General features: G+C 45.0%; 24 protein-coding genes. 17 read left to right on the plus strand and 7 right to left on the minus strand.

Features of this window, described 5'->3' with window-relative positions; translation table 11 throughout:
• Positions 1 to 863: 863 nt before the first annotated feature.
• The 8 genes from ilvD to Q1A18_RS17035 all read left to right on the plus strand — a co-directional run bounded on the left by ilvD (position 864) and on the right by Q1A18_RS17035 (position 10,831).
• Positions 864 to 2,693: a dihydroxy-acid dehydratase gene (gene ilvD, locus Q1A18_RS17000; protein WP_299583465.1), complete on the plus strand. Its 1,830-nt coding sequence runs from the start codon at positions 864 to 866 to the stop codon at positions 2,691 to 2,693.
• A gap of 22 nt (positions 2,694 to 2,715) precedes the next feature.
• On the plus strand, positions 2,716 to 4,413 hold the full coding sequence (gene ilvB, locus Q1A18_RS17005; protein ID WP_299583469.1) for a biosynthetic-type acetolactate synthase large subunit: 1,698 nt from the start codon (positions 2,716 to 2,718) through the stop codon (positions 4,411 to 4,413).
• Between the two features lie 17 nt (positions 4,414 to 4,430).
• The gene (gene ilvN, locus Q1A18_RS17010) at positions 4,431 to 4,973 is read left to right on the plus strand and encodes an acetolactate synthase small subunit (RefSeq protein WP_299583472.1); all 543 of its coding nucleotides are present in this window, start codon (positions 4,431 to 4,433) and stop codon (positions 4,971 to 4,973) included.
• A 65-nt stretch (positions 4,974 to 5,038) separates the two neighbouring features.
• Positions 5,039 to 6,514: a ketol-acid reductoisomerase gene (ilvC, locus tag Q1A18_RS17015; RefSeq protein ID WP_299583475.1), complete on the plus strand. Its 1,476-nt coding sequence runs from the start codon at positions 5,039 to 5,041 to the stop codon at positions 6,512 to 6,514.
• Positions 6,515 to 6,691: 177 nt separating this feature from the next.
• On the plus strand, positions 6,692 to 8,473 hold the full coding sequence (locus tag Q1A18_RS17020) for a histidine kinase (protein ID WP_299583478.1): 1,782 nt from the start codon (positions 6,692 to 6,694) through the stop codon (positions 8,471 to 8,473).
• 9 nt (positions 8,474 to 8,482) lie between these two features.
• Complete coding sequence (locus Q1A18_RS17025; protein ID WP_299583481.1) at positions 8,483 to 9,247, plus strand: LytTR family DNA-binding domain-containing protein; 765 nt, start codon at positions 8,483 to 8,485, stop codon at positions 9,245 to 9,247.
• 180 nt (positions 9,248 to 9,427) lie between these two features.
• Positions 9,428 to 10,240: a ZIP family metal transporter gene (locus tag Q1A18_RS17030; protein WP_299583484.1), complete on the plus strand. Its 813-nt coding sequence runs from the start codon at positions 9,428 to 9,430 to the stop codon at positions 10,238 to 10,240.
• A gap of 180 nt (positions 10,241 to 10,420) precedes the next feature.
• The gene (locus Q1A18_RS17035; protein WP_299583487.1) at positions 10,421 to 10,831 is read left to right on the plus strand and encodes a lipocalin-like domain-containing protein; all 411 of its coding nucleotides are present in this window, start codon (positions 10,421 to 10,423) and stop codon (positions 10,829 to 10,831) included.
• Here Q1A18_RS17035 and Q1A18_RS17040 read toward each other — a convergent pair.
• Genes Q1A18_RS17040 through Q1A18_RS17050 form a run of 3 tightly spaced genes read right to left on the minus strand, consistent with a single transcriptional unit; the run spans position 10,828 to position 12,094 of the window.
• Complete coding sequence (locus tag Q1A18_RS17040) at positions 10,828 to 11,169, minus strand: hypothetical protein (protein WP_299583490.1); 342 nt, start codon at positions 11,167 to 11,169, stop codon at positions 10,828 to 10,830. The genes Q1A18_RS17035 and Q1A18_RS17040 overlap by 4 nt on opposite strands.
• 1 nt (position 11,170) lies before the next feature.
• On the minus strand, positions 11,171 to 11,725 hold the full coding sequence (locus tag Q1A18_RS17045; RefSeq protein ID WP_299583493.1) for an RNA polymerase sigma factor: 555 nt from the start codon (positions 11,723 to 11,725) through the stop codon (positions 11,171 to 11,173).
• 9 nt (positions 11,726 to 11,734) lie between these two features.
• Entirely contained in the window at positions 11,735 to 12,094 is a 360-nt protein-coding gene (locus Q1A18_RS17050) for a DUF6249 domain-containing protein (protein ID WP_299583496.1), read from the minus strand.
• A 203-nt stretch (positions 12,095 to 12,297) separates the two neighbouring features.
• Between Q1A18_RS17050 and Q1A18_RS17055 the strand changes: the two genes are divergently transcribed.
• From Q1A18_RS17055 to Q1A18_RS17095, 9 genes are all read left to right on the plus strand, one after another.
• Positions 12,298 to 12,672 (plus strand): BlaI/MecI/CopY family transcriptional regulator, encoded by a 375-nt coding sequence (locus tag Q1A18_RS17055; RefSeq protein WP_299583499.1) that lies wholly within the window; start codon positions 12,298 to 12,300, stop codon positions 12,670 to 12,672.
• Positions 12,673 to 13,111: 439 nt separating this feature from the next.
• Complete coding sequence (locus Q1A18_RS17060; protein WP_299583534.1) at positions 13,112 to 14,182, plus strand: M56 family metallopeptidase; 1,071 nt, start codon at positions 13,112 to 13,114, stop codon at positions 14,180 to 14,182.
• A gap of 437 nt (positions 14,183 to 14,619) precedes the next feature.
• Positions 14,620 to 16,122 (plus strand): 2-isopropylmalate synthase, encoded by a 1,503-nt coding sequence (locus tag Q1A18_RS17065; RefSeq protein ID WP_299583502.1) that lies wholly within the window; start codon positions 14,620 to 14,622, stop codon positions 16,120 to 16,122.
• Positions 16,123 to 16,151: 29 nt separating this feature from the next.
• Entirely contained in the window at positions 16,152 to 17,552 is a 1,401-nt protein-coding gene (gene leuC / locus Q1A18_RS17070) for a 3-isopropylmalate dehydratase large subunit (RefSeq protein WP_299583504.1), read from the plus strand.
• Positions 17,553 to 17,585: 33 nt separating this feature from the next.
• Positions 17,586 to 17,957, plus strand: coding sequence for a four helix bundle protein (locus tag Q1A18_RS17075; protein WP_299583507.1), 372 nt, complete (start codon positions 17,586 to 17,588; stop codon positions 17,955 to 17,957).
• 9 nt (positions 17,958 to 17,966) lie between these two features.
• Entirely contained in the window at positions 17,967 to 18,551 is a 585-nt protein-coding gene (gene leuD, locus Q1A18_RS17080; RefSeq protein WP_299583511.1) for a 3-isopropylmalate dehydratase small subunit, read from the plus strand.
• A gap of 11 nt (positions 18,552 to 18,562) precedes the next feature.
• On the plus strand, positions 18,563 to 20,116 hold the full coding sequence (locus Q1A18_RS17085) for an alpha-isopropylmalate synthase regulatory domain-containing protein (RefSeq protein WP_299583513.1): 1,554 nt from the start codon (positions 18,563 to 18,565) through the stop codon (positions 20,114 to 20,116).
• A gap of 81 nt (positions 20,117 to 20,197) precedes the next feature.
• Entirely contained in the window at positions 20,198 to 21,262 is a 1,065-nt protein-coding gene (gene leuB / locus Q1A18_RS17090; protein ID WP_299583516.1) for a 3-isopropylmalate dehydrogenase, read from the plus strand.
• 136 nt (positions 21,263 to 21,398) lie between these two features.
• On the plus strand, positions 21,399 to 22,064 hold the full coding sequence (locus Q1A18_RS17095) for a DUF1080 domain-containing protein (RefSeq protein WP_299583519.1): 666 nt from the start codon (positions 21,399 to 21,401) through the stop codon (positions 22,062 to 22,064).
• Between the two features lie 77 nt (positions 22,065 to 22,141).
• On the opposite strand, the gene Q1A18_RS17100 is transcribed toward Q1A18_RS17095, so the two are convergent.
• The 4 genes from Q1A18_RS17100 to Q1A18_RS17115 all read right to left on the minus strand — a co-directional run bounded on the left by Q1A18_RS17100 (position 22,142) and on the right by Q1A18_RS17115 (position 25,829).
• On the minus strand, positions 22,142 to 22,876 hold the full coding sequence (locus Q1A18_RS17100; protein WP_363322901.1) for an ankyrin repeat domain-containing protein: 735 nt from the start codon (positions 22,874 to 22,876) through the stop codon (positions 22,142 to 22,144).
• A gap of 18 nt (positions 22,877 to 22,894) precedes the next feature.
• On the minus strand, positions 22,895 to 24,097 hold the full coding sequence (locus Q1A18_RS17105; RefSeq protein ID WP_299583525.1) for an amidohydrolase family protein: 1,203 nt from the start codon (positions 24,095 to 24,097) through the stop codon (positions 22,895 to 22,897).
• A gap of 533 nt (positions 24,098 to 24,630) precedes the next feature.
• Complete coding sequence (locus tag Q1A18_RS17110; RefSeq protein ID WP_299583528.1) at positions 24,631 to 25,053, minus strand: VOC family protein; 423 nt, start codon at positions 25,051 to 25,053, stop codon at positions 24,631 to 24,633.
• A 29-nt stretch (positions 25,054 to 25,082) separates the two neighbouring features.
• On the minus strand, positions 25,083 to 25,829 hold the full coding sequence (locus tag Q1A18_RS17115) for a DUF6597 domain-containing transcriptional factor (protein WP_299583531.1): 747 nt from the start codon (positions 25,827 to 25,829) through the stop codon (positions 25,083 to 25,085).
• Positions 25,830 to 26,043 lie beyond the last annotated feature (214 nt).

Here is a 26,043-nt window from a genome sequence, read left to right on the forward strand (position 1 = left end):
GTTTGTTATGGTTATTTATTTTCGTGACTGTTCTGTCAGTCTGATCAAGCCTTTGCGGAATGGTTCGGACTGACTCACATGATCATGGGCTGAAGCATGTCTGCTCCTTTTCGCTTATTCATTCTGCTGACAGCTATTGCCTGGGGGTGGTGCTGGAACGACCAGAGAATATAACCTGTGATAAGCATTGGAGATTCGTGGCGCTTATCGCGTCGCTCTTTTCAAAGGGCTCTGTACGAGCAGGATGAGAATGAGATAAAAATAAATAAATATTTCAAATTAAGAAAAAAGAAAGATCATTTGTTCGTTTTCTGGTAAGGCAAAGGCAAAGGCAAAGGCAAAGGCACTCTGCTCTTCGCCCCATGCCCTTTGCGCTTCCCTCCAGGCCCTCTGCCCTTCGCTCACGTTTTTTGGCTCTTTATTCTTGGTTTTCCTTCTCGGGCTTCTTCTAGTTTATTTGTGCGAATGTGTTTAAACTGCGAAATTCTAGAAAAAAACTGCTTTTTGCTTACAAATTAATTTTGTGTGTTGGGGATTAATTTTTACATTTGCTCCATCAACAATTAAAAAAATGAAAATTCCGGCTATCATACTTAACGTCATTATTCTTCTCGTGGTCATTTCGCAAGCGAAGTGAGGATGTCGTACGTTGGTATAACCGATAGCCATTCTCAATAGGGGGAATGGCTTTTTTCATTTATTAGGACTTATAGTTATGAGACATTTTACAGCAATTTACCTGGTCATTCTACTCGTCATTCTAGTATTTCACTAAGAAAGGCCTGGGATTGTTGAACAAATAAAATTCGAAAGCCTTTCTCTATAGGAGAAGGGCTTTTTTAAAAATATAAAAGAGGATTGAAATGCAGAAAAAGTTAAGATCAGCCACAACTACCGAAGGACGGAAAATGGCCGGGGCCCGAAGTCTTTGGAGGGCCAATGGAGTGAAAGAGGAACAATTTGGCAAACCGATGATTGCCATTGTCAATTCCTTCACCCAGTTTGTGCCGGGGCATGTGCATTTGCATCACATCGGTCAGGAAATAAAAGCACTGATTGAAAAACGAGGATGTTTTGCCGCCGAATTCAACACCATTGCCATTGACGATGGCATTGCGATGGGGCACGATGGCATGCTTTACTCCTTACCCTCGCGCGATGTGATTGCCGATAGTGTGGAATACATGTGCAACGGGCACAAGGTAGATGCGATGGTTTGCATTTCAAACTGCGATAAGATTACTCCTGGTATGATGATGGCTGCGATGCGTTTGAACATCCCGGCCATTTTTGTTTCCGGGGGGCCGATGGAAGCCGGTAAAATTGACGATAAAGCTTATGACCTGGTGGATGCCATGGTGATGGCTGCCGACGACTCGGTTTCTGATGAAACCATATTGCGCGTGGAGCAGGAAGCATGTCCTACCTGTGGCTCGTGCTCGGGCATGTTTACGGCCAATTCGATGAACTGCCTGGCGGAAGCACTGGGACTGGCTTTGCCCGGTAACGGAACCATTGTGGCTACGCATGCCAACCGTAAAAAACTGTTTGCTGAGGCGGCCGACCGCATTGTTGACATTACTTACGATCATTATCAGAATGGCAATGAAAAAGTAACGCCGCGTGGAATTGCCACCCGGGCTGTGTTTGAAAATGCCATGAAACTGGATATTGCCATGGGCGGATCAACCAACACGGTGCTGCACATTTTGGCCATCGCGCAGGAGGCCGGGGTTGATTTTACGATGGAAGATATTGACCAGCTTTCGCGCAATACGCCTAACCTGTGTAAGGTGGCACCCAATTCGGACTATCATATTGAAGATGTGAACCGCGCAGGAGGAATTCTGGGCATTTTGGCCGAAATGAACCGGGGTGGCTTGCTGGACACCTCCGTTTCGCGGGTGGACGGGTATACCCTGGCCGAAGCCATTGAGCAGTTTGATATCACGAAGGAAGGGGTATCGGAAGTGGCTGTTCAAAAATACAAATCGGCACCGGCGGGTGTGCGCAATAATGTGATGGGCTCGCAGGAAAGTTATTACAAAGAGCTGGATGCGGATCGTGCCGAAGGATGTATCCGGGATATGGAGCACGCTTACAGTAAAGATGGCGGGCTGGCGGTATTGTTCGGAAACATTGCCCGCAACGGATGTATCATCAAAACAGCCGGGGTTGACCCTTCGGTGTACACCTTTAAAGGAACTGCCCGGGTGTTTCACTCGCAGGACACAGCAGTCAATGGAATTTTAGGCGATGCTGTACAGGCCGGCGATGTGGTGGTTATCCGCTACGAAGGACCGAAAGGCGGGCCAGGCATGCAGGAAATGCTTTACCCCACGTCTTATATCAAATCCATGAAACTGGATAAGGCTTGCGCCTTGATCACCGATGGACGTTTTTCAGGCGGTACTTCGGGCTTGTCTATCGGACACGTATCGCCCGAGGCGGCTGCAGGTGGGGAAATTGCGCTGATTGAGGATGGTGATTTGATTGAAATCAGCATTCCCGAACGAAAAATCAATCTGCTGATTTCGGATGAAGAAATGGCGAAACGAAAAGCAGCCGAAGAAGCCAAAGGCAAAGACGCTTACACACCAGTAGGACGTAACCGGGTGGTGAGCAAAGCGCTGAAAGCATATGCCAGCCTTGTTTCATCAGCCGATAAAGGTGCAATTCGATTAATTGATTAGTAACTAATAAAAACTCATTCATATGGCTACAAAGAGAATTACAGGTTCGCAAGCCGTTATTCTGTCACTTTTGGAAGAAGGCGTTGATACCATTTTTGGCTATCCGGGCGGGGCTATCATGCCCATTTATGATGCTTTGTATGATTTTGACAAACAAGTTTCTCATATCCTGACCCGCCATGAGCAGGGGGCAGTACATGCGGCTGAAGGTTATGCTAAAGTGACCGGAAAAGCAGGCGTTTGCTTTGCCACTTCAGGTCCTGGTGCAACGAATTTGATTACCGGGATTGCTGATGCCATGATTGATTCCATTCCGCTGGTTTGCATTACCGGCCAGGTGGCTTCTCCTTTGTTGGGAACCGATGCTTTCCAGGAGTCGGATGTGGTCGGTATTTCCATGCCAATTACCAAGTGGAACTACCAGGTCACGAAGGCCGAGGAAATTCCGGAAGCCATTGCCCGGGCCTTCTTCATTGCCCAGTCCGGAAGACCTGGTCCTGTGTTGTTGGATATTGCCAAGGATGCTCAATTCCAGGAAATTGATTTTAGCTATAAGAAGTGTACCAAAATACGATCCTATATTTCCAAGCGTGCTGTTGACCCATTTAAGGTGAAAGCAGCGGCGTGGTTGATCGATCAGGCCAAAAAACCTTTGTTGCTGTTTGGGCAGGGGGTAATTATTGCCCAGGCCGAAGCGGAGTTGAAGGCTTTTGTAGAGAAAACAGGAATCCCGGCTGCCTGGACCTTGTTGGGACTGTCGGCCTTACCGAGTGATCATCCCTTAAATGTAGGGATGCTGGGGATGCACGGCAACTATGGGCCAAACATAAAAACCAATGAGGCCGACCTGATTATTGCGGTGGGGATGCGCTTTGACGACCGGGTAACCGGCAAGGTAAGCGCTTATGCCAAAAACGCGAAGATTATCCACCTGGAAGTTGATCCGGCGGAAATCGACAAAATCATCAAAACCGATGTGGCGGTGTTGGGAAGTGCTAAGGAATCGCTGGCTATGTTGACCAACAATGTGAAGGAAAACAAACATGAGGCTTGGCTTCAGGAATTCCGCGACTGCGATAAAGTTGAACGTGAAAAAGTAATTGATAAAGATATTTACCCAAACAAGGAAGGCTTAACCATGGGAGAAGTGGTGCGCATCACTTCTGAAAAAACGAACCACAATGCGGTGCTGGTGACCGATGTGGGGCAACAGCAAATGATTGCCTCCCGCTACTTTAAGTTTTCCCAGTCGAAAAGCAATGTAACTTCCGGAGGTTTGGGGACGATGGGCTACGGAATTCCTGCAGCTGTAGGGGCCCAGTTGGGTGCCAAGGACCGCACGGTATGCTGCTTTGTGGGCGATGGAGGTTTCCAGATGACCTTGCAGGAGCTGGGAACAATCGTACAAAATAAGCTGCCGGTAAAAATAATCTTGCTGAATAACAATTTTCTGGGAATGGTGCGCCAATGGCAGCAGTTGTTCTTTGAAAAACGTTATTCGTTTACTGAGCTCCAAAACCCGGATTTCATCACCATTGCCAAAGGTTTTGGCATGGCCGGTCATAAAGTAACCCAACGCGAAGACCTGGAAGAAGGCGTTCAGCGCATGGTTGACCACGATGGTCCGTATTTGCTGGAAGTTGTTGTTGAAAAAGAAGATAATGTATTTCCTATGGTTCCTTCAGGAGCTTCCGTTTCTGACATTATCCTTGAAGCATAACCTAAAAAATTGAAACAATGAAACAGGAATTTATCATTAGTATATATTCAGAAAACCACATTGGTTTGTTAAACCGGATTACCATCAATTTTACCAAGCGTAAGATGAACATCGAGAGTTTAACCGTTTCTGAATCCGCGATCAAGGGAATTTCAAAGTTTACCATCGTTGTAAAAGAAGAGGAAGACCGGGTCAAAAAAGTGGTTGGGCAGTTGGAAAAAGTGGTTGAAGTGTTGAAAGCTTTCTACCACACCAATGATGAAATGGTTTTTCAGGAGCTAGCGCTTTACAAAGTACAAACGGATACGCTTTACGACAGCGACCAGGTAGAACGCATTGTTCGTAAATCGGGTGCCCGTATTTTGGAAATTACCCGTGAATATACTGTTATCGAAAAAACAGGACACAAAGAAGAAACCCAGGAGCTGTTTGAAGCGTTGAACCAGTTTGGCGTACTTCAGTTTATTCGCTCAGGCCGGATTGCCATTACACGCGACCCGATTGAGCGGCTTTCTGAGTTCTTGCGCGAACGGGACACCTTGCTGAGTCAGGTTGACTAGCCGGTGAAACATTGAAAAAGAATATTGTAGATTAGTTGAAAATAGATTTAAAAAGTAAAATAGAAATGGCAAATTATTTCAACACACTTCCGTTGCGTTTGCAATTGGAACAGTTAGGAACTTGTGAGTTTATGGACCAGGCTGAATTTGCAGACGGCGTAAAAAAGCTGGAAGGCAAAAAAGTAGTCATCGTGGGTTGTGGCGCACAAGGCTTGAATCAAGGTTTAAACATGCGCGATTCAGGTCTGGACGTATCGTACACCCTGCGTGAAGCAGCCATCAAGGAAAAGCGTCAGTCATACAAAAATGCAGTTGAAAACAATTTCAAAGTAGGAACTTACGAAGAAATGTTGCCAACCGCTGACTTGGTGATTAACCTGACTCCGGACAAACAGCACACCAACGTGATTAACGCGGTGATGCCACTGATGAAAAAAGGAGCAACTTTATCGTACTCTCACGGGTTCAACATTGTTGAGGAAGGCATGCAAGTCCGTAAAGACCTTACCGTGATTATGGTAGCGCCTAAATCGCCGGGTTCGGAAGTGCGTGAAGAATACAAACGTGGTTTTGGGGTACCTACCCTGATTGCCGTTCACCCCGAAAATGATCCAAACGGAGATGGATTTGAAATTGCCAAAGCTTATGCCGTGGCTACTGGTGGACACAAAGCGGGTGTTTTGAAATCATCGTTTGTTGCCGAAGTGAAATCAGATTTGATGGGTGAGCAAACCATTTTGTGTGGCTTGTTGCAAACAGGTTCAATCCTGTCGTTCGACAAAATGATTGAAAAAGGCATTGAGCCAGGCTATGCTTCAAAACTGATTCAGTATGGATGGGAAGTGATTACCGAAGCCTTGAAACACGGTGGAATCACGAACATGATGGATCGTTTGTCGAATCCGGCAAAAATCAAAGCTTTTGAATTGGCTGAAGAGTTGAAAGATATTATGCGTCCGTTGTTCCAAAAGCATATGGATGATATCATGTCGGGTGAATTCTCGAAAACCATGATGGAAGACTGGGCCAATGATGATAAAAACCTGTTGACCTGGCGTGCTGCCACTGGTGAAACGGCTTTTGAAAAAACGCCAGCTACCGATGAAGAAGTTAGTGAGCAGGAATACTTTGACAATGGCGTTTTGTTGGTTGCCTTTGTGAAATCTGGTGTTGAGCTGGCTTTCGAAACCATGACCGAAGCTGGTATCAAAGAAGAGTCAGCTTACTACGAGTCGTTGCACGAAACGCCGCTGATTGCCAATACGATTGCCCGTAAGAAGTTGTTCGAAATGAACCGGGTTATTTCGGATACGGCCGAGTATGGCTGCTATTTGTTCGATCATGCCTGCAAGCCCTTGTTAGCTGACTTCATGAACAAAATTGAAGCTGATGTGATTGGTGAAACTTATGGCGAAGGTTATGACAACAGTGTGGATAACAAACGACTGATTGAAGTAAACGCCCAAATTCGCTACCACGATGTGGAAATCATTGGCGAAGAATTGCGTGCGGCTATGGCTGCCATGAAAGCGATTTACTAGTTTATTCGCAATTTCCCGGCAAACAAAAGTAGCCGGGGAAAGATAAGATAGAAGCTCCATCCTGGTGATGGGGCTTTTTTTGTGCGGTTTATCCGGCTGGTTTTGCAGCTTGTCAGAATATTCTTTTAAATTCATCCTTTTTAGAGGTTCTTTGAACAAACCTTTAATACCGGACTGATGAAAAATCGAATCGTACTTTTTCTTTTAACGATCCTGTCGTGTCAACTCTGGGCGTCTAATGAGCCCGACCCAGTTGATGCTGATCTTCTGAAACGAATTGAAAACAAATTTGTGGTGGACTCGCTGCCCGTTCGTTATTATTCCAATATCCTGATTCGGCTGGAGGGACAGCCAACAGCTGAAGACTCGCTCATTGTGCAGCAACTGGTTGATACTTTAAACTCGGTTATTGATGTGTGGAAAGTGTACCTGATTTATGAAGGCACATCGAATCTGGTGATTCAGCTGAATATGCCGGAAAATATTGGAAAGGAAAACCAGATAGAGCGAAGGGATAATACACGTGAGATTGTTCAGAATAAGATTATCTTGAATTTGGACGCAGATGCTGATTCACTGACACGCAAAAAGCAGTTGTATTATTACCTGATGCGTTCGCTGGTGAAATTCACCGATAAGGCAGCGGAGTCACCTAAAGTAAAGGGAAGTGTCTTTGATGAAGATTCGCCGGAGAAAATCACTTTTGCCTCGGTTGATTTGCCCGTTATCAAAAGTTTGTACGCAAAAGTGTATGATGATCGGTCGCGCAGGCCAAGGAAAAATTCACCTTTTCAATCGAAGAAAGTCAGTCCTCGAAACCGCTTTTTAGTGAGTTCAGCAGCCGGATTAATGGGCATGTTGCTGGCGATTATTTACCTGATTGCGATTGTGCAGACAGGGGTGATTAAGAACCATAACTATGATTTTGGGAAGTTTTTGTGGCAGGGCATGTTGGTGTTTTTTGCTTATGTGCTTCAGGTGGCTGTTGCTTCGTCCATCAAAGTGTATTTCTTAAATGTCAAGTTTGATTACCGTATTGTGCTGGGCAATACCATTGGTATTGCTGCATTGGGGGTTATAAGCATCATTCTTATTTTTCTGACGGAGTTTGGCATTTTAAGAAAGCGAAAGGATGATTTATTGCTGAACACGCTGATTCCATTTTTAACCACTACGTTTATTCCGGCACTGCTCCCCATGGGACTAATGCTGATTATGCCTTCTTCAGTGAGAAATGAGGAAGCCATTTTTGGAGTGACAGTCACGACCATTTTGTTTTGCTCGCTTATTGGAGTGGCCCGTACTTTTTACATCTATATGAGCATGCAGTCGCGCCACTTGCTGCGCAAGAAAGATGTGCAGTTGGCGCAGTTGAGCGAATTGCACAAACAAGCTGAACTGCAATCATTGCAATCCAAAATTAATCCCCACTTTTTGTATAATTCGTTAAATTCGATCGCGAGCCTGGCAACCATCGATGGACAAAAAACGGAGAAGATGGCTTTGGCTTTATCCGATTTCTTTAAGTATTCGTTGAACAAGGAGCAAAAGCAAACGGTGAGTTTGAAAGAAGAGATGGAGTCGGTTGAGACCTACTTAATCATTGAAAAGGTGCGTTTTGGCGAGCGGCTCAATTATGAAGTTCAGCTGCCGCAGGAACTCGAAGAAGCGCATATTCCCCAGTTTTTGATTCAGCCGCTGGTTGAAAATGCCGTGAAACATGGCCTGTCTCAATTAACCCACAATGGGTTGATTCGGGTGGTGGTTGAGCGTGTGAATAAACAACTTAAAATCCGGGTTTTTGATAACGGACCTGCATTCCCGGATGAGCCAATTGCCGGCTACGGACTACAAAGCATTCAGGAAAAATTGAATTTGCTTTATCAAAACAAGGCGTGGCTCAAGTGGGAAAATGCGCCGGAGAAACACATTCTTATTGTATTACCTTTTTCAGAATAAAAAAACAGCATGTTGAATAATCACTATCGAACCCTGATAATTGATGATGAAAGTCCGGCGCGGCAACGGATGCAGCAAATATTAAGGGAAGTGCCGGAGATTGATCTGGTAGGAGAAGCTGCCAATGGACTGGAAGCGGTCAGGCTGATTGAAGATTTGCAGCCGGATCTGATTTTTCTGGATATCCAGATGCCGGGCCTTAATGGTTTTGAAGTGTTGCAACAGATCAGCTATTTTCCTACGGTGGTTTTTTGCACCGCTTACGATGACTATGCGTTGGAGGCTTTTGAAACTGCTGCAATTGATTACCTGGTAAAGCCGGTAAAAGCCGAGCGGGTCAGACGCTCCATCGAGAAACTGCGGTCGTTGCAGCAGGAGGTGAAAAGAGAGCAGGTGTTGCAATTGCTGTCCAGTTATTCTTCTCCGGAAAAACGAAAAAGAGTGACCAGCATTCCTGTTAAGCTGGGCGACCGGATGTTGTTAGTTAAACTGACCGACATCAGCTACTTTATTTCCGAAGACAAGTATGTGTCGATTGTGAAAAAGGATGGTAAAAAGTACCTGACCGACCACAGCCTGAAATTTCTGGAAGAGAAACTTCCCGATAACTTTATTCGCATTCATCGGAGTATTTTAGTTAATGCAACACTGATTCATGAAATTGACAAGCACTCGGGCTGCCGGTATGTGGTTCGTTTGGATGATCTGGTTAAAACAAAACTGGTGAGTGGGCGAAACTACGGCGAGAAAATAAAAGCTTTGCTGGAACTTTAGGTATCTGTAGAACGAAATATGGATTCCTGTTGGTGAAAATAGGCTTTAGGTAAGCGGGTTTCTTAATTCAAAATGAAATCGTACAGGGTGAATGAGGAAAGCAGTAGTTGGCAATGGTTATTTTTGTATTTTCATGTTGACTAAAATTTTTCTTGTTATTAACGCAAAGAGATTCTGACTATGTATTCATGGTTTGTTGAACAAGGGCCTGTGATGCAGGCATTACTTGCTACATTATTTACCTGGTTTGTAACGGCACTTGGTGCCGGTATGGTTTTTTTCTTTAAACGGATCAACCGTAAGGTGTTGGATGGCATGCTGGGGTTTGCCGCAGGGGTTATGATTGCCGCCAGTTTTTGGTCTTTGTTAAGTCCTGCCATCGAAATGGCAAGTGAAACCAGTGACAAGCCATGGATTCCGGCAGTGATCGGATTCCTCAGTGGGGGGGCTTTTTTATGGCTTGCCGACCAGCTGATTCCTCACTTGCACCTTGGATTTCCTCGGGAAGAGGCCGAAGGGGTTCCTACTTCCTGGCGCAGAAGCGTGCTGTTGGTGTTGGCCATTACCTTGCACAATATTCCTGAAGGCTTGGCTGTTGGAGTCGCTTTTGGTGCGGTGGCATCTGGCCTTCCGGCAGCTTCATTGGCAGGAGCCATTGCTTTGGCCATTGGTATTGGTATTCAGAACTTCCCCGAGGGAGCTGCTGTATCAGTCCCACTTCGTCGGGAAGGTTTTTCGCGTCGCAAAAGCTTCATGTACGGGCAGGCTTCCGGAATTGTGGAGCCCATTGCCGGTGTAATTGGAGCAGCAGCCGTGGTGATGATGCGCCCAATTTTGCCTTATGCACTTTCGTTTGCTGCCGGTGCCATGATCTATGTTGTGGTGGAAGAATTAATTCCTGAGTCGCAGTTGGAGAAAAACACGGATATTGCAACCATTGGTGCCATGCTGGGCTTCGCGGTGATGATGACCCTGGATGTGGCTTTGGGCTAGTAGCTGACGTTTCAAACTTCACTTTTCAAGTTCCAAGCAGATAGTTTGCAGTTCCAGGTATGCATCTCTGGATTGATAGAATCGTGCTATGAATTGTCTCAAAACTATCTTTTAAACATGTTTTTGCGTGCTGGAAGTTTGCTGCTAAAAGCGTAATATTAGTCATTAAAACTGAATATTATGAGTAGCATTATTGAAGGAACCTACAAGCTTTTGTCTTTTAGCCTTGAAAAAGAGAATGGGACCGTGGAGTACCCGTTTGGGAAAGATGCCATTGGCTACATTAACTACACGGGGTCTGGTCATTTTTCCGTTCAATACATGCCCCGGCATCAGCAAGCGGATAATTGGAAAGGTGTATCCTATTTTGGAACCTATGAATACAACCGGGAGAAGGATTACATTGTGCATCATGTTGAAGGTTCGCTGTTTTCGAGCGAGGAGGGCCTGGATAAAATTATCCATTCGCGGGTGCGGGGTAAAAGCCTGAAATTGACTTGTCCTACACCTACAGCTGGCGGAAAGACTGAAGAGGCAGCTACCATTCATTTTGAAAAACAGGAGGTCTTGCCTCCCGTTACGGTGTTTTAATTCTTCCGGCGAAAAGAAAAATTCAGGAGCCGATCAAATTGGAAAAGTAGAATCACGGCAATTGCAAATTGAACGAATAAGGCGATTTTGCGTAGTGGAATTCCATGGATCTGTTCGTTAAGGTTGACGGTGAGGCTGGTAATGAGTAAGCCCATAAAAAGGCCGAGAAAGAAAAAGAGCCAGGCTAAATGCAAGTTGTTGTTAACCGATTTTTTTTGCTGCTGTTCCTGATTAATTTGATCCATCATCCGATCTTCAAAATCCTGAAAGGGCATTTCGGTAAGCGAATGCTTCATGAGATTTTTAATCAATTTTTCTTCTTGTTGCATTTTGTCCATGTCACACTGTTTTTAACTCGTTGCATAATAATCGGTTTACAACCGATAACATGTTCTTACGACCTCTGTGCAGAATCACCCGCACGTTGGCTTCCGCCCAACCGGTCTCATCGGCAATGGTTTTAGCCGATTGGTCTTCCAGGTAAAATAGCCGTAATACCAAACTTTCTTTTGGCCGAATTTGCTTTAAGGCTTCCTGGACCAAGATCGTTTGCTCTTCGGAGGTCATGCCGTTGAGGGTGTCTTCAATAGAATCTAATCCCGTTTCCGGGAGTTCATCTTGATAAAGGTGCTGTTTTTTTTCTTCGCGTAAGCGCTGGAAAGCTTCGTTGATAACGATTCGGTAAAACCAGGTTTTAAAACTAGAGTGCCCTTTAAACGATTTCAGTTTTTGGAACACCTTGATAAACGACTCCTGGACGACCTCCTCGGCCCAAAATTCATCTTTGACCACAGAGATGGCCACTGAAAAGGCCAGGTCTTTATAATTGCTTATAAAATACCTGAACCCTTCCGTGTCTCCGTTTAATACCTTTTTGATGTAAAGGCTGTCCATTCGTGACTCCTAGTTTTTGCTTGGTTTGTCGACGTAATGGGCAATAATCATTGAGATTCCCCCAAACAACATTAATGCAACGAAAATAGCAAAACCATTAGTTCTGTCAATCACCTTTTCAATTGTAGGGATTCCACTTAAAAAGATGATAAGAGTTCCTCCAAAAGCGATACCTGTAATTAGTAGCCCAAGCTTCAACCAAGGGAACCGAAAGCGAAATTCACGTTTGGCATAAATCTCCGAAACATCCTTATCCCTTTCAATTAGGGCCATACGCTCTTTGTTTCGGGCCTGAAGGAAATAGTACCATCCAAAAAACACGCTGGCAAAAAAACCCAGCCAAATGAGTGCTAACATCAAATCTTCCATACTTCTTTGTTTTTGTTTTGCCCCTTTGATGCAAGCTAGTAAGAAATGTTACAAAGAAAATTGCTGCTATGGTAATTTTTGAAGGAAATGTGATTATTGAACCAGCACAATTATGTTTTGAACTAAGGAAATAGTAATGCAACTATTTTGAATAGTTTGAAAACTAAAAAATATAGTTATATTTGATGCAAGCATAAATAATCATGAAACATCTGACGAATCGAGAAGAAGAAATTATGGAGCTTTTTTGGGAAAAAGGTTCCTTGTTTGTTAAAGAAATTATTGAATTAATGGTTGGTTCAAAGCCTCATTACAATACCATTTCAACCATTGTGCGGGGGCTCGAAGAAAAGGGTTTTGTCGACCATGAACAGTTTGGAAATACCTACCGGTATTTTGCTAAAATATCACGTGAGGAGTTTAGTAAGAATACGATTAAAAATCTGGTGAGCAAATATTTCAATACCTCGTACGCTTCGGTGGTCTCCATGTTTGTTGAAGAACAGAAAATTACAACCGAAGAAATTCAAGAGTTGATCCGTCAGGTTGAATCGCGTAAAAACACCGAAAATGAATAGCTTACTTTTGTTTCTGGTCAAATCGACCCTGAGTTTGACTTTGCTGTACTTGACATTCCGGTTGTTAATGAGCCAGGAAACTTTCTTTAAGCTCACAAGGCTGGTGTTGTTGTTATTGATATTGGTGTCAGTAATAATTCCATTCTTAAGTGCACCTCAATTCTCTCAGCCATCGGTAACAACAAAATTGAATCCTGTTTTTCAAAGTCACCTGGTTTTTGAAGAAACTGTTCCAACGATTGTTTCATCAGAGGTTCCTCAGCCTTTAACGGCAGTATCCGAAGCAGTTCAACCTAATGCTGTTTCGTTTATGACTATTATTTTATTCGTTTATCTATCTGGTGTTTTCATTTCATTTCTGGTGTTGTTTTCCAGCATTATTTCGGTTTTTCGGCTCTTTCGGAAAGCCCGGAAAGTTTCGCTGGATGGAATTCGCTTGATGATTATTGCTGACGACATTCCTGCTTTTTCGTTTGGCCGTTACATCCTGATTTCTCAGTACGATTACGAAACGAATTCGGAAGCTATTATTACACACGAGCGGTCTCACATTAGCCTGGGGCATTTTTACGATCTCATGTTGATGGAACTGGCAAAAATTATCTTTTGGTTTAACCCGTTGATTTACCGCTTGGCCCGTGATCTGAAGGAAATTCACGAATTTCAGGCCGATCAGCACACCCTCCATTCAGGCATCGATGCAACTCAATATCAATTATTAATCATTCAAAAATGTGTCGGACATCAAAAGTTCGCACTTGCAAACAGTTTTAATCATTGTCAAATTGAAAATCGTATTACTATGATGAACAAACAAAAAACGAGTAAAGCGTGGCGTTGGAAGGTGGCGACCTTTCTTCCCCTGCTTGCCCTGTTGCTGATGGCTTTCGGTAAAACGGGCGAAAAAATTCCTTTGGAAGAAGTAAATGTGTCAGAGAAAATGACTTCTATTGCTGAAGTTGATCAGGAAAATCAAAACCAAAAGTCAAGTCGATTAATTGAGATCAGAAAAGATGGCAATTACATTGATGGCAAGCCGGTTTCTCTGGAAGAAATAACCGAGAAAGCAGAAGAATGGAGGAAATCCGACTCAAAAAGCACTTTTCTAGTTATTGTCAGAGATGCATCGCCTGATCGGGAAAGTACAATAAAGTCTATAAATGAAAGGTTTCAGAACTTGAATCTCGATATCGAGGTAGTTTATTATATTGTTGAAGAAATGCCTGAATTCCCCGGAGGAGAAAAAGCATTGCGTCAATGGATAAGTAGCCATGTTCAATATCCGGAGGAAGTGAAAGCGAAAGGTATTGAAGAGAAAATTTATGTGAATTTTATTGTCGCTTCAGATGGGGAAATTATTCATCCTAAAATCGTAAGGGGAGTGAATCCAGCGTTGAAAGCAGAAGCTTTAAGAGTAATTTCGCAAATGCCTGACTGGACTCCGGGAAAACAGAGGGGGCAAGCTGTTGCTGTCTCCTATACACAACCTGTATATTTCAGTCTCAATTAAAAATAGAAAGCCGCCGGCTTTGGTGCGTCTCCATTGCCGGCAGCTTTAATCATTGTCAAATGTTGTATTACTACAACATGCCAAAGTTAGGAATTGTAAACCGCTGTCAAGCACTTTTTTCCAAAAAAGGAAAAGTGATTTGATTTTCTCAAATTAAGACTGAATAATCTTTTTATTAAGAATCGTAAAATAAATAGCCGTTCTGTTTTCATTTTAAAATTAATTTGTGATATTTGCAGGAAATCATTGAAAAAATGACACGAATTCATTCCATTTCTATTCTCTATATTCTACTCGGTATTCTACTTTGGATGCGGTAATGAGAATGGTATGGAGTAACTAAATTTATAATAAACATACATAAAGCCATTCTCAGACGAGAATGGCTTTTTTCATTTTTAGCAAATAATAACGAATAACAAATAAATCATTGCATCATGAGCGACAGATTGTACATTTTTGACACCACTTTAAGAGACGGGGAGCAAGTTCCCGGGTGTCAGTTAAACACGGTTGAGAAGATTGAAGTAGCCAGAGCTTTGGAGGAATTAGGAGTCGATGTAATTGAAGCCGGTTTCCCTGTGTCAAGCCCGGGTGACTTTAAGTCGGTAGTCGAAATTTCAAAAGCGGTAACCTGGCCAACCATTTGTGCCCTTACCCGCGCAGTAGAGAAAGATATTGATGTTGCAGCTGAGGCCCTCAAATATGCCAAGAAAGGGCGTATTCACACTGGGATTGGAACATCGCCCTACCACATTTACAACAAGCTCAATTCGACTCCTGAAGAGATTCTTGAACGTGCTGTTGCTGCTGTAAAATACGCCAAAAAGTATGTCGAAGATGTTGAGTTTTATGCCGAAGATGCCGGCCGCTCGGACAACGAATACCTGGCACGGGTAATTGAAGCGGTTATTAAGGCCGGTGCTACGGTGGTTAACATTCCGGATACCACAGGTTATACCATGCCTTACGAGTTTGGTGAAAAAATCAAGTACCTGGTGGATAATGTTCGGGGCATTGAAAATGCCATTATCTCCACGCACTGTCATAACGACCTGGGGATGGCAACAGCCAACACCATTGCCGGAATTATCAATGGGGCCCGCCAGGCCGAGGTAACCATCAACGGAATTGGTGAACGTGCCGGAAATACTTCGTTGGAAGAAGTGGTGATGACTCTGAAAAGCCGTTACCAGGTGTTGAATATCGATACCAATATCAACACGAAGAATATTTACAAAACCAGTCGTTTGGTGTCGAACCTGATGAACATGCCGGTGCAACCCAACAAAGCCATTGTTGGGCGTAATGCCTTTGCACATTCCTCCGGTATTCACCAGGATGGCGTGTTGAAAAACCGCGAGAACTATGAGATTATCGATCCGGCTGATGTTGGTATCAACGAATCCTCCATTGTTTTGACAGCCCGTAGTGGACGGGCCGCTTTGAAGCACCGTTTGGAAGTAATGGGCTTTGAGCTGAACAAGGAACAATTGGATGAGGTTTATGAGAAATTCCTGGAATTGGCCGACAAGAAAAAAGACATTCGTGATGACGATGTGGCCTTGTTGGTGGGTGATGCCGAGCAAAAAGAGCGTCGCGTAAAGCTGGATTTCCTGCAGGTTATTAGTGGAAAATCATTGCAGCCGATGGCTTCGGTACGAATTGATATTGCCGGTGAAAAGTTTGATGCTACGGCTTCGGGTAACGGACCGGTTGATGCTGCCATTAATGCGGTTAAACAAATTATTCGCCGTCAGGTTACATTAGAGGAGTTTTTAATTCAGGCCATTACCAAAGGAAGTGATGATGTTGGTAAGGTACACATGGAGCTGGATTTTGAAGGCGTGAAGTATTTTGGCTTTGGCGCGCATACCGATATCATTACCGCTTCGGTGGAAGCTTTCCTGGATGCGGTCAATAAGATCCATGTAAAGTAGTTAGTGTAAAATTTTAAAACGAGAATAAATTGGAAGCAAAAACTTTATTTGATAAAATCTGGGATGCACACGTGGTTAAGAAGGTTGAGGCAGGCCCCAGTGTATTGTATATCGATCGTCACTTTATTCATGAAGTGACGAGCCCGGTTGCCTTTTTGGGCTTGAAAAACCGGGGACTGAAAGTATTTCGTCCGGACCAAACCACAGCAACACCTGACCACAACGTACCGACCATTGACCAGGAATTGAGCATTAAAGATGAATTGTCGCGCCACCAGGTGGAAATGCTGAAGAAAAACTGCGATGAGCATGGCATTACTTACCATGGTTTGGGAAGCGAAGGACACGGGGTTGTGCACATCATTGGGCCGGAAATGGGCTTGACACAGCCGGGCATGACCATTGTTTGTGGTGACAGCCATACTTCAACACACGGAGCTTTTGGAGCCATTGCTTTTGGAATTGGAACCAGCGAAGTGGAAATGGTGCTGGCCAGTCAGTGTATTATGCAGCCCAAGCCCAAGAAAATGCGTATTACGGTGGATGGTGAATTGGGTAAAGGAGTGACTTCAAAAGACATTGCCCTTTACATCATTTCGAAAATCTCAACCAGCGGTGGAACCGGACACTTCATCGAGTATGCCGGATCGGCCATTACCAGCCTGAGCATGGAAGCCCGGATGACGTTGTGTAACCTGAGTATTGAAAGTGGTGCCCGTGGTGGTATGATTGCCCCCGATGACACGACGATCAACTACATCAAAGGCCGGCAGTTTGCGCCTAAAGGTGCCGATTGGGACAAGGCTGTTGAATACTGGAAAAGCTTGAAGTCAGACGAAGGTGCTCAATTCGATACCGAATACCATTTTGATGCGGCTGATATTGAGCCCATGATTACCTATGGAACCAACCCCGGTATGGGAATTGGCGTAACAGCCACCATTCCGTTGGGTGAAGAGTTGCAGGGAACTGACCGGACAACCTTCCTGAAGTCGTTGAAATACATGGATTACAACCCCGGAGAGCCGATGAAAGGTAAAAAGGTGGATTACGTATTCCTGGGAAGTTGTACCAACGGACGGATTGAAGATTTCCGCGCGTTTGCCCAGTTTGTGAAAGGGAAGAAGAAAGCCGATGATATTCATGTTTGGCTAGTTCCCGGATCAAAAGCTGTTGAGAAACAAATTATCGCGGAAGGATTGGATCAGATTTTTGAAGAAGCCGGAATGGCCCTTCGTCAGCCGGGTTGCTCAGCTTGTCTGGCCATGAATGACGATAAGATTCCGGAAGGCAAATACGCAGTTTCCACATCGAACCGAAATTTTGAAGGTCGTCAGGGACCGGGTGCCCGCACCTTGCTGGCCAGCCCGCTCACCGCAGCAGCAGTGGCAGTAACCGGCGTAATTACCGACCCCAGGGAACTGATGTAGATTGATTATTTATGATTGATAATTGGTGATTGAATGGATCGAAAAACCTTAGAAGCACGAACCAAAGTATTTGCCCATAACTGTGTGAAGACGGCTTTGTCACTGGAAGGGACAAAACTTGGAAATCATATTTGTGGCCAATTAATAAGATGTGCGACTTCGGTTCCGGCGAATTACCGGGCAGCTAACTTAGCTCATTCAAGGGCTGCGTTTGCTGCAAAATTATCAATTGTTATTGAGGAAGCAGATGAATGTGGTTTTTGGTTGGATTTTGCAATTGGAGAGAATATTCTTTCACCCGCTGTTGCAGAACCTCTGATCAAAGAAGCCCATGAACTTACGTCAATATTTGTTGCCTCAAGAAAATCAATTCAGGTGAAATCAAAAATAATAAATCAAAAATAATAGATCAAAATGGCATACGATAAATTTGTAACATTAACTTCCCGTGCTGTTCCACTGCCTGTGGAAAATGTGGATACGGACCAGATTATACCTGCACGGTTTTTGAAAGCGGTGGAGCGCAAAGGCTTTGGCGATAACCTGTTTCGCGATTGGCGGTACGACAAGGCCAATCAGCCGATTGCCGACTTCCCTTTAAACGATTCAAAATACAGCGGCAAAATACTTGTAGGAGGTAAGAACTTTGGAAGTGGTTCCAGTCGCGAGCATGCAGCCTGGGCCATATACGACTATGGTTTTCGGGTGGTGGTATCCAGTTTCTTTGCCGATATTTTTAAAGGAAACTCACTCAACAACGGGCTGCTTCCGGTTATTGTTTCACCCGCCTTTCTGGAGAAAATATTTGCCGCAATTGAAGCTGACCCTACAACGGAATTAGAAGTTGACCTGGAAAATCAAAAAATTACCTTGCTGACAACGGGCGAATCCGAAGAATTTGAGATTAATGCCTATAAAAAGCATTGCCTGCAAAATGGCTTGGACGATATTGATTACCTCGTGAATATGAAGGAAGAAATTGAGGCTTTTGAACGATAAACAACAATAAGATGACGGGAAAAATGGTGGAAGGACGAACTGAGGTATTAAGTATAATGGACACCACGCTGAGGGATGGCGAACAAACTTCAGGGGTTTCGTTTACCGATACCGAAAAGTTGAGCGTAGCCAAGGTGTTGCTGGAAAGTGTCAAGGTCGATCGCATTGAGATTGCTTCAGCACGGGTTTCTCATGGCGAGTTTGAAGCTGCCCGTCGGATTATGGCCTGGGCGGCCGAACGTGGTCATCTGGACCGCATCGAAATTCTGGGCTTTGTGGATGGCAAAATCTCGCTCGACTGGATTAACCAAGCCGGGGGGAAAGTCATCAACCTGTTGTGTAAAGGTTCTTACAAGCACGTAACCGAGCAGCTTCTGAAAACTCCGGAAGAGCACGTGGCCGACATTAAAAAGTCAGTGGATTATGCCCGCGAGTTAGGCATTACGGTAAATGTTTACCTGGAAGACTGGTCGAATGGAATGCGCAATTCCAAAGATTACGTTTACTACATGATTTCCGAGCTGAAAGAACTTGATATTCGGCGGATCATGTTGCCGGACACCCTCGGAATTCTTGACCCGGATGAAACATACGAGTTCTGCAAGGAAATGATTGACCGCTTTCCCGATGTGCAATTCGATTTTCATGCGCATAACGACTATGATCTAGCCATTGCCAATGTCTTTCATGCGCTTAAAGCCGGTATCCCTTGTGTGCACACCACTATCAACGGGCTGGGCGAACGGGCAGGGAATGCTCCGCTGTCGAGCGTGATTGCCACGGTGAAAGATCACCTGAAAATGGAAACCCGCGTGAACGAAAGCATGTTGAACCGCGTGTCGAAACTGGTAGAGAGTTTTTCCGGTATCCGGATTCCAACCAACAAGCCTTTGATTGGTGAATTTGTTTTTACCCAATGCAGCGGCGTTCATGCTGATGGAGACAATAAAAACAACCTGTATTTTAACGATCTCTTGCCCGAGCGTTTTGGACGTACGCGCAGCTATGCCTTGGGTAAAACCTCGGGGAAAGCCAACATCAAGGCCAATCTCGAAGAGATGGGAATGGAGTTGGATCCTGCCGTTCTGAAAATGGTTACCAACCGGATTATTGAGTTGGGCGACCGAAAGGAAACGGTAACCGCCGAAGATTTGCCCTACATTGTGGCTGATGTTTTGCAGGAAAATATTGAGCAAAAAATCAAGATCAACAATTACTCGCTATCCCACGCCATGGGTTTAAAGCCATCGGCTACGGTGAGTATTGCCATTGGCGGAAAAACCCATGAGGCTGCGGCTGCCGGCGACGGACAGTACGATGCTTTTATGAATGCCTTGAAGGTAATTTATGAGAATTTGAACAAGCCTTTCCCCAAATTACTTGACTACAGTGTGACCATTCCGCCAGGGGGAAAAACCGACGCCTTGGTTGAAACCGTTATTGTTTGGGAGCTTGATCGGGAGTTTAAAACCCGAGGCTTGGATCCGGATCAAACAGCCGCTGCTATTAAAGCCACGGTTCGGATGCTGAACTTACTTGAACACTGGAATGAGCTTGAGAAATAGCGGCCCATGCGTTGATCGCTGCTTATTGATTCAGCGGATGACACGCCAATTACACGAAAAAAGATTGAAAAAAATAAACACATGAAATTAAAATTAGCAGTTCTCCCCGGAGATGGTATCGGACCTGAAATTGTTGATCAGGCCATGAAAGCAGTGAAGGCTGTTTCCTTGAAATTTAAGCATGAATTGGAGTTTGAGTTTGGCTTGACCGGAGCCGTAGCCATTGATGAGGTGGGGGAGCCTTATCCTGAAAAAACACACCAGTTGTGTATGAATGCCGACGCGGTTTTGTTTGGAGCCATTGGCGACCCCAAATACGACAATAACCCCAAGGCTACCGTGCGCCCTGAGCAGGGCTTGTTGCTGATGCGTAAAAAGCTGGGCTTATATGCGAATATCCGTCCGGTAGAAACGTTTGAGTCGCTGCTGCACAAATCACCTTTGCGTCGCGAGTTGGTTGAAGGCGCCGATTTTGTTGCCATTCGCGAGCTGACCGGCGGAATCTACTTTGGCGAAAAAGGGCGTAAAGACGATGGCAATACTGCTTTCGACACTTGCACCTACACACGCGAAGAAATAGAACGTATCCTGAAACTGGGCTACGAATTTGCCATGAAACGGAATAAGAAACTGACGGTTGTGGACAAAGCCAACGTATTGGAAAGCTCGCGTTTGTGGCGTGAGATTGCCCAGGAAATGGCTCCCAACTATCCGGAGGTGACTACCGAGTACATGTTTGTCGATAACGCAGCCATGCAAATTATTCAGTGGCCTAAAAACTTCGATGTGATGGTTACTGAAAACATGTTTGGTGATATTTTGACCGACGAAGCCAGTGTGATCACCGGTTCGCTGGGGCTGTTGCCATCGGCGTCGATTGGGATTCATACGTCGGTTTTTGAGCCGATTCACGGATCGTATCCACAGGCGGCTGGCAAGGACATTGCCAACCCGATTGCCACCATTTTATCGGCAGCCATGTTGTTCGAGTATGCTTTCGACCTGAAAGAAGAAGGCAAACTGATTCGGGATGCCGTTGCAGCTTCAATGGCTGAGAAGGTGGTTACCGAAGACATTGCTGAAGGCAAAGCCTATAAAACATCTGAAGTGGGTGACTGGATTGCCGACTACATTGCCAAAGCATAAATAAGCATTTTTTTTTGATTCAGTATGAGGGGCTTTCCAATTTGGAAGGCCTTTTTTATTGCCGCTTGGGAATGCACTTGGGCTTTTCTTGAATTATTCCTAACTTGGTGAAAACTTAACTATTAGAACTAAGACGATGAGAAAAAAACGATTTGTGCTGTGCTCCCTTTTGCTGCTCCTCGCTGTAGGAACCTGGGCCAAAGGAAACGACTGGCTTAGCTTATTCAACGAGAGCAACCTGAATGGCTGGATTCAAAAAAACGGGGAAGCCAGTTACTGGGTTGAAGACGGGGTAATTATGGGAAAAACTGTTGCCGGGAGCCCCAACTCCTTTTTATGTACTGAAAACGAATATGACGATTTTGAGTTGAGGTTTGAAGTCAAGCTGTTTGATAATGAATTAAACTCAGGGGTTCAGATTCGCTCAACCACCAAAGCGCCGGAAGGGGATGAAGCTTTTGGCCGGGTGAATGGACCGCAGGTTGAAATTGAAGCAAGTGGTGCGAAGGGCGCCGAAGCCGGCTACCTCTACGGCGAAGCCTGTGGCGGATGGATGACCCCGGAGGAACTCCGCATTCCGCATAAAAACTTCGACGATGGCCAATGGAACAAGTACCGTATTGTAGCGAAAGGCCCCCGTATACAAACCTGGGTGAATGGCAAGCTAATCTCCGACTTGGTGGATGAGGAGAAGTTCAAATCGCACCCCAGTGGGTTTATCGGGCTGCAGGTGCATGGCGTAGGCGATCGCGGGCCCTACCAGGTAGGCTGGCGGAATATCCGCCTGAAAGTACTCGATTAAGCCTGTTGAAGAAATGATTTCAAAAAGCAAAGACGACCGGAACTTCCCGGTCGTCTTTGCTTTTTTACAAGCGGCTTTCACCTGCTATTGAGTCTGGCCGGTTCTTCGTTAACCGAAGAAATGCTGTCTACTTTGCCTTTTTGGCTGGCCGCTTCTTTCAGCAGCTTGACAATAGTGGTTTGGTTTGCGCGTTTGGCGTGTTGCAGGGGTGTTACTCCCTCGCCATCGGGCAGGCTGATGTCACAGCCCGCAGCAATCAGAATCTGCACAATCTCCTGATATCTGGCACTGCCATCGCCAAGAATGATGGCTTCCAGCAGGGCTGTCCATCCCAAACGATTAATGTGGTCAATGGGGAAGCCCTGGGTGTTGGCCAATAGCCTGACGGTTTCAACATGGCCTCGCTCGCAGGCCGGAATGAGGGCACTGCCATAGTAACGGTTAAAAACATCGAAGCGGGCACCATTCGCTAAAAATAGTTTAAGCAATTCGGTTTGGCCCGTTGCCCCGGCATGCAGAAACGGACTGGCCAGTTGATTGTCCTGCTGATTGACATCGGCACCATGGGCTACAAGTAATTGGGCCATTTCAAAATGGCGGGCCTGGGTCGCAATCAGCAGCAACGAGCGCTGGTTCTCATCCCGGGTGTTCACGTCGGCTCCGGCGTTCAATTTTTCTTCTGCCAGTTGAAGCTTGTTTTGCTTAACAGCTTCAAGAAGCGCAGACTGCTCTTGTTTCATTTCAGTTGTTTTTAGAGGATTCGGTTGTGGGTGCAAAAGGTTAAGCACAACGAAAAGCACGAATATATTCATGGTGTATTTCGGTACAGGCTAAAATACAAGATTGCCTTGGTAAATCAGCGACTTAACCGGTGACAAGCGGGATACAGCCTCTGCCGAGCAACTGGCATCCAGAAAGGCAAGGTCTGCCTGGTCTCCCGGTTTCGGCCATTGCTGGTTACCTTCGTCATCCAGTGGTAGCACATTGTAGGTGGCCAGTTTCAGGCTTCGCGAAAGGGCATGCTCAGTGCCATAGCCATACAGCTGAGCCATTAGTTTGGCTTTTTCCAGCACGCTGCCACTTCCCCAGGTGTTCCAATGGTCCATAATGGAGTCGTTGCCGGTGCCAACTGTTACCCCGTGTTTGTACAAGGTTGGAATGGGCATGATCAGTCGTCCGAAAGGAATGGTGGAAATGATGCCAACCTGTGCGGCACTTAGTTTTTCAGCCATCTCTTCTTGTTTGGCTTGGTCAATCCGGCCCAGTACAAAGCAGTGGCTGATAAATGTCTTGCCTTTCAGCACCGGATTTTCATTGACTTTGTCAATCAGGTAATTCATGGTTTGTAGTCCGGAGTCGCCTGTTTCGTGCAAGTGAATGTCAATTCCTTTGTTGTGGTCCACAGCCAGCTGAACGGTAAAATCAATTGTTTTTTCAATTTGCCCGTCCAGGGTGTAAGGATCAACGCCGCCAATGTAGTCGATATCCATTTGGGCAGCCTCTTTCATTAGTGGAGCCGAATCCGTATAGTAAACACCATGCTGGGGGAAAGCCACCAGCTCAGCGCCGAACGTGTTCTTTTTATTTTCCAGGGCTTGCTGCAGGTTTTTCAGTGAGTTGAGGCCGGAAGTTGGCTCAATGTTGACGTGGCTTCGGGCAAAAGCAGAACCACAGGATTGCAGCAAGTCAATCATTTTTTCCGCCCGTTCGGTGGATGTCTTTAGCATTTCGGGCAGAATTTGCTGCTCCAGGGCAATCATTCCTTTTACGCCGCCCTGTCTTTTCCGGATTGCTTGCCAGGGGCCGCCGTAAAACGTTTTGTCCAGGTGAATATGCATGTCCTTAAAGGCTGGCAACATCAGGTAGCCCTTGGCGTCAACGGCTTGTGCCGCCGGATTGTTGGGCGAAACCTTGCGGATCTTCCCATCTTCAATATCGACACAAAACAAGTCGGTTTTTGTGGCAATCACTTCATCTCCTTCATAGTCAAAGCCGGTTTCAAGGCGTACATTTTTTAAACGAATGCTGTTCATCTTGGATGGTATGGTGTTCTCAGCTGACGCCTGCCGGCTGTATTTGCGGCAAGTGTTGGTGCGGCTAAACTTAGTCCGGTAGCCAGCATCGCTGAACTTTTAATAAACTCTTTTCTGGAAACTGTTTTACGTCTCATCTTTTGTCTTTTATCGCTTGTGTGGAAGGTTCTTCTCCTCTAGTTCAGACGTTTGAGCAGGTCGAAAGGTTTGCATGCAAAACTAAGAAAAAAGGAGTAAGAGATCGATTTCCCCCGGAAGGTCTTTCAGCTGTTAGCGAAAATTTAAGATGGGGGAGCTTCCTTTAGGGGTTAAATCAGAATCAGCCTGTGCGGAATTGGGTGTATTTTGAAGCGCAGCTTATTTGGCGCATTCATGATTTGCTTTGGCGTGAACTGTTTTCATCAGGGCACGGGTTACAAACCCGCGCCAGTGAAGGGGTATAGTCGTTACAAACGACAGTCTGTGTTCCCCCTCGGCACCGTTTCGCTAAGACGAGGGGGGAAGAGAATAATTTCAGTACGTGTTCAGGTTCATTATTCGCTTTTTTGCCCAAATGCAAGGATGTAGCCGTTATTGTCCTGTAGGTAAAATTCACGCATTCCGTACCAAGCCGTTTTCAGTGGGGTCGGGTTCAAACCCTTGTCTTTTATTTGCTCATAAAAGCGGTCAATTCCGTCAATTTCCATATAGAACGAAACACTTGCTCCCATTGAGCGGTCTTTGGCGAGAAGAACGTCTTCTTTGAAGCTGTCGGTTCGCTGGAACATCATTTCCACGCTGTCCTTACTGACCAAAGCGTAAACATATTCTTTCCCTTCAGTCAATGATTGTTCGACTCCGTCCTGCGTTTCGGGGACAGCCATTACCAACGAAAAGCCTAAAACGGATTGATAAAATTCAATGGTTTCCCGAATGTTTTTAACCTCAAAATTGGGCGTTAATTTGTTTGCTTTCATCTTCCTTGTTTTTTGTTTATAGCACAAATTTAGCTTGACTGAATGGTGGTCAATTGTAAAAATCGGTCGTTTTTGTTCAAGTACAAATTCGTTGGTGTTGACCCTGTAATCTGCTTTACTTGCTTAATAAAATGGGCCTGGTCGTAGTAATCGTTTTCGGGGAAAAGCTTGCCATTGGCAATGTGTTTTAACGAAGAATGACACTTTAGGATTTTGCAGAATGTTTTAAGCGAAAAACCAAAATGACGGTTAAAATATCTGTTCATTTGCCGGCTGTTCCAAATAATTCGTTCTGAAAGTTCCTGGACTGAGATTTCGCCTTTTCGCTCGTAAAGAATTTTGAAAAGCTCAAATTTCCGGCTGTCAATTTCTTTAAGGTTTTTGAGTCCGTGTTGTAATTGTTCGCTAATCGAATCGGTAAATTTGCCGAAATCGTTCAAATCGAGGTGTTCACAGCCCATAAAAGAAGTGGGCAATTCTGTTTTGGTGTTTTTAAGTTCTTTGATAGACTGTTTGAAAAGATACTCGGCAGAAATCAATTTGAAGCGAGCGCCAATCAATTTGGTATTCTCTGGTATGGAAATCTGGATTTGCTGTGTCCAAACTCCTGTCAGCCATACTTTGTGAATTTGTTCGTTTTTGATCTCAAAAATCAAATCGAAACATCCGTCTGGAAGTATTTCATAACGGCATTCCTTTTCGGCAGTTTCAAACTCCCAAAAACTTTTGATGAAGTTAGAAATAAATCCTTTGGTATGTTTCTCCCGGTAATTCACGCGGTTGTTTTTTTTAATGGTAACGGTGGCGGTATGGTTAGTAAGGGATTGCGGGCTTCTTTCCAGTCAAGTTACTGCTAATTTTGGAGCGGGTTACTGCACCCCGAAAACCACTGAAACCCTTATTAACTATACCGCGTGTGTGTGCCCAGCATGAGCATGTGCACACACTACTGAAAGCTCTTAAAAAATGTTTAAAATACAAATTTTTGGA

Source organism: uncultured Sunxiuqinia sp. (assembly GCF_947495665.1).
Lineage (GTDB): Bacteria > Bacteroidota > Bacteroidia > Bacteroidales > Prolixibacteraceae > Sunxiuqinia > Sunxiuqinia rutila.

Excerpts from the sequence above, each read along its gene's own strand:
- ilvD (WP_299583465.1), top strand. The coding sequence starts at position 864 with ATGCAGAAAAAGTTAAGATCAGCCACAACTACCGAAGGACGGAAAATG.
- ilvB (WP_299583469.1), top strand. The coding sequence starts at position 2,716 with ATGGCTACAAAGAGAATTACAGGTTCGCAAGCCGTTATTCTGTCACTT.
- ilvN (WP_299583472.1), top strand. The coding sequence starts at position 4,431 with ATGAAACAGGAATTTATCATTAGTATATATTCAGAAAACCACATTGGT.
- ilvC (WP_299583475.1), top strand. The coding sequence starts at position 5,039 with ATGGCAAATTATTTCAACACACTTCCGTTGCGTTTGCAATTGGAACAG.
- Q1A18_RS17020 (WP_299583478.1), top strand. The coding sequence starts at position 6,692 with ATGAAAAATCGAATCGTACTTTTTCTTTTAACGATCCTGTCGTGTCAA.
- Q1A18_RS17025 (WP_299583481.1), top strand. The coding sequence starts at position 8,483 with ATGTTGAATAATCACTATCGAACCCTGATAATTGATGATGAAAGTCCG.
- Q1A18_RS17030 (WP_299583484.1), top strand. The coding sequence starts at position 9,428 with ATGTATTCATGGTTTGTTGAACAAGGGCCTGTGATGCAGGCATTACTT.
- Q1A18_RS17035 (WP_299583487.1), top strand. The coding sequence starts at position 10,421 with ATGAGTAGCATTATTGAAGGAACCTACAAGCTTTTGTCTTTTAGCCTT.
- Q1A18_RS17040 (WP_299583490.1), bottom strand. The coding sequence starts at position 11,169 with ATGGACAAAATGCAACAAGAAGAAAAATTGATTAAAAATCTCATGAAG.
- Q1A18_RS17045 (WP_299583493.1), bottom strand. The coding sequence starts at position 11,725 with ATGGACAGCCTTTACATCAAAAAGGTATTAAACGGAGACACGGAAGGG.
- Q1A18_RS17050 (WP_299583496.1), bottom strand. The coding sequence starts at position 12,094 with ATGGAAGATTTGATGTTAGCACTCATTTGGCTGGGTTTTTTTGCCAGC.
- Q1A18_RS17055 (WP_299583499.1), top strand. The coding sequence starts at position 12,298 with ATGAAACATCTGACGAATCGAGAAGAAGAAATTATGGAGCTTTTTTGG.
- Q1A18_RS17060 (WP_299583534.1), top strand. The coding sequence starts at position 13,112 with ATGATTATTGCTGACGACATTCCTGCTTTTTCGTTTGGCCGTTACATC.
- Q1A18_RS17065 (WP_299583502.1), top strand. The coding sequence starts at position 14,620 with ATGAGCGACAGATTGTACATTTTTGACACCACTTTAAGAGACGGGGAG.
- Q1A18_RS17075 (WP_299583507.1), top strand. The coding sequence starts at position 17,586 with ATGGATCGAAAAACCTTAGAAGCACGAACCAAAGTATTTGCCCATAAC.
- leuD (WP_299583511.1), top strand. The coding sequence starts at position 17,967 with ATGGCATACGATAAATTTGTAACATTAACTTCCCGTGCTGTTCCACTG.
- Q1A18_RS17085 (WP_299583513.1), top strand. The coding sequence starts at position 18,563 with ATGACGGGAAAAATGGTGGAAGGACGAACTGAGGTATTAAGTATAATG.
- leuB (WP_299583516.1), top strand. The coding sequence starts at position 20,198 with ATGAAATTAAAATTAGCAGTTCTCCCCGGAGATGGTATCGGACCTGAA.
- Q1A18_RS17095 (WP_299583519.1), top strand. The coding sequence starts at position 21,399 with ATGAGAAAAAAACGATTTGTGCTGTGCTCCCTTTTGCTGCTCCTCGCT.
- Q1A18_RS17100 (WP_363322901.1), bottom strand. The coding sequence starts at position 22,876 with ATGAATATATTCGTGCTTTTCGTTGTGCTTAACCTTTTGCACCCACAA.
- Q1A18_RS17105 (WP_299583525.1), bottom strand. The coding sequence starts at position 24,097 with ATGAACAGCATTCGTTTAAAAAATGTACGCCTTGAAACCGGCTTTGAC.
- Q1A18_RS17110 (WP_299583528.1), bottom strand. The coding sequence starts at position 25,053 with ATGAAAGCAAACAAATTAACGCCCAATTTTGAGGTTAAAAACATTCGG.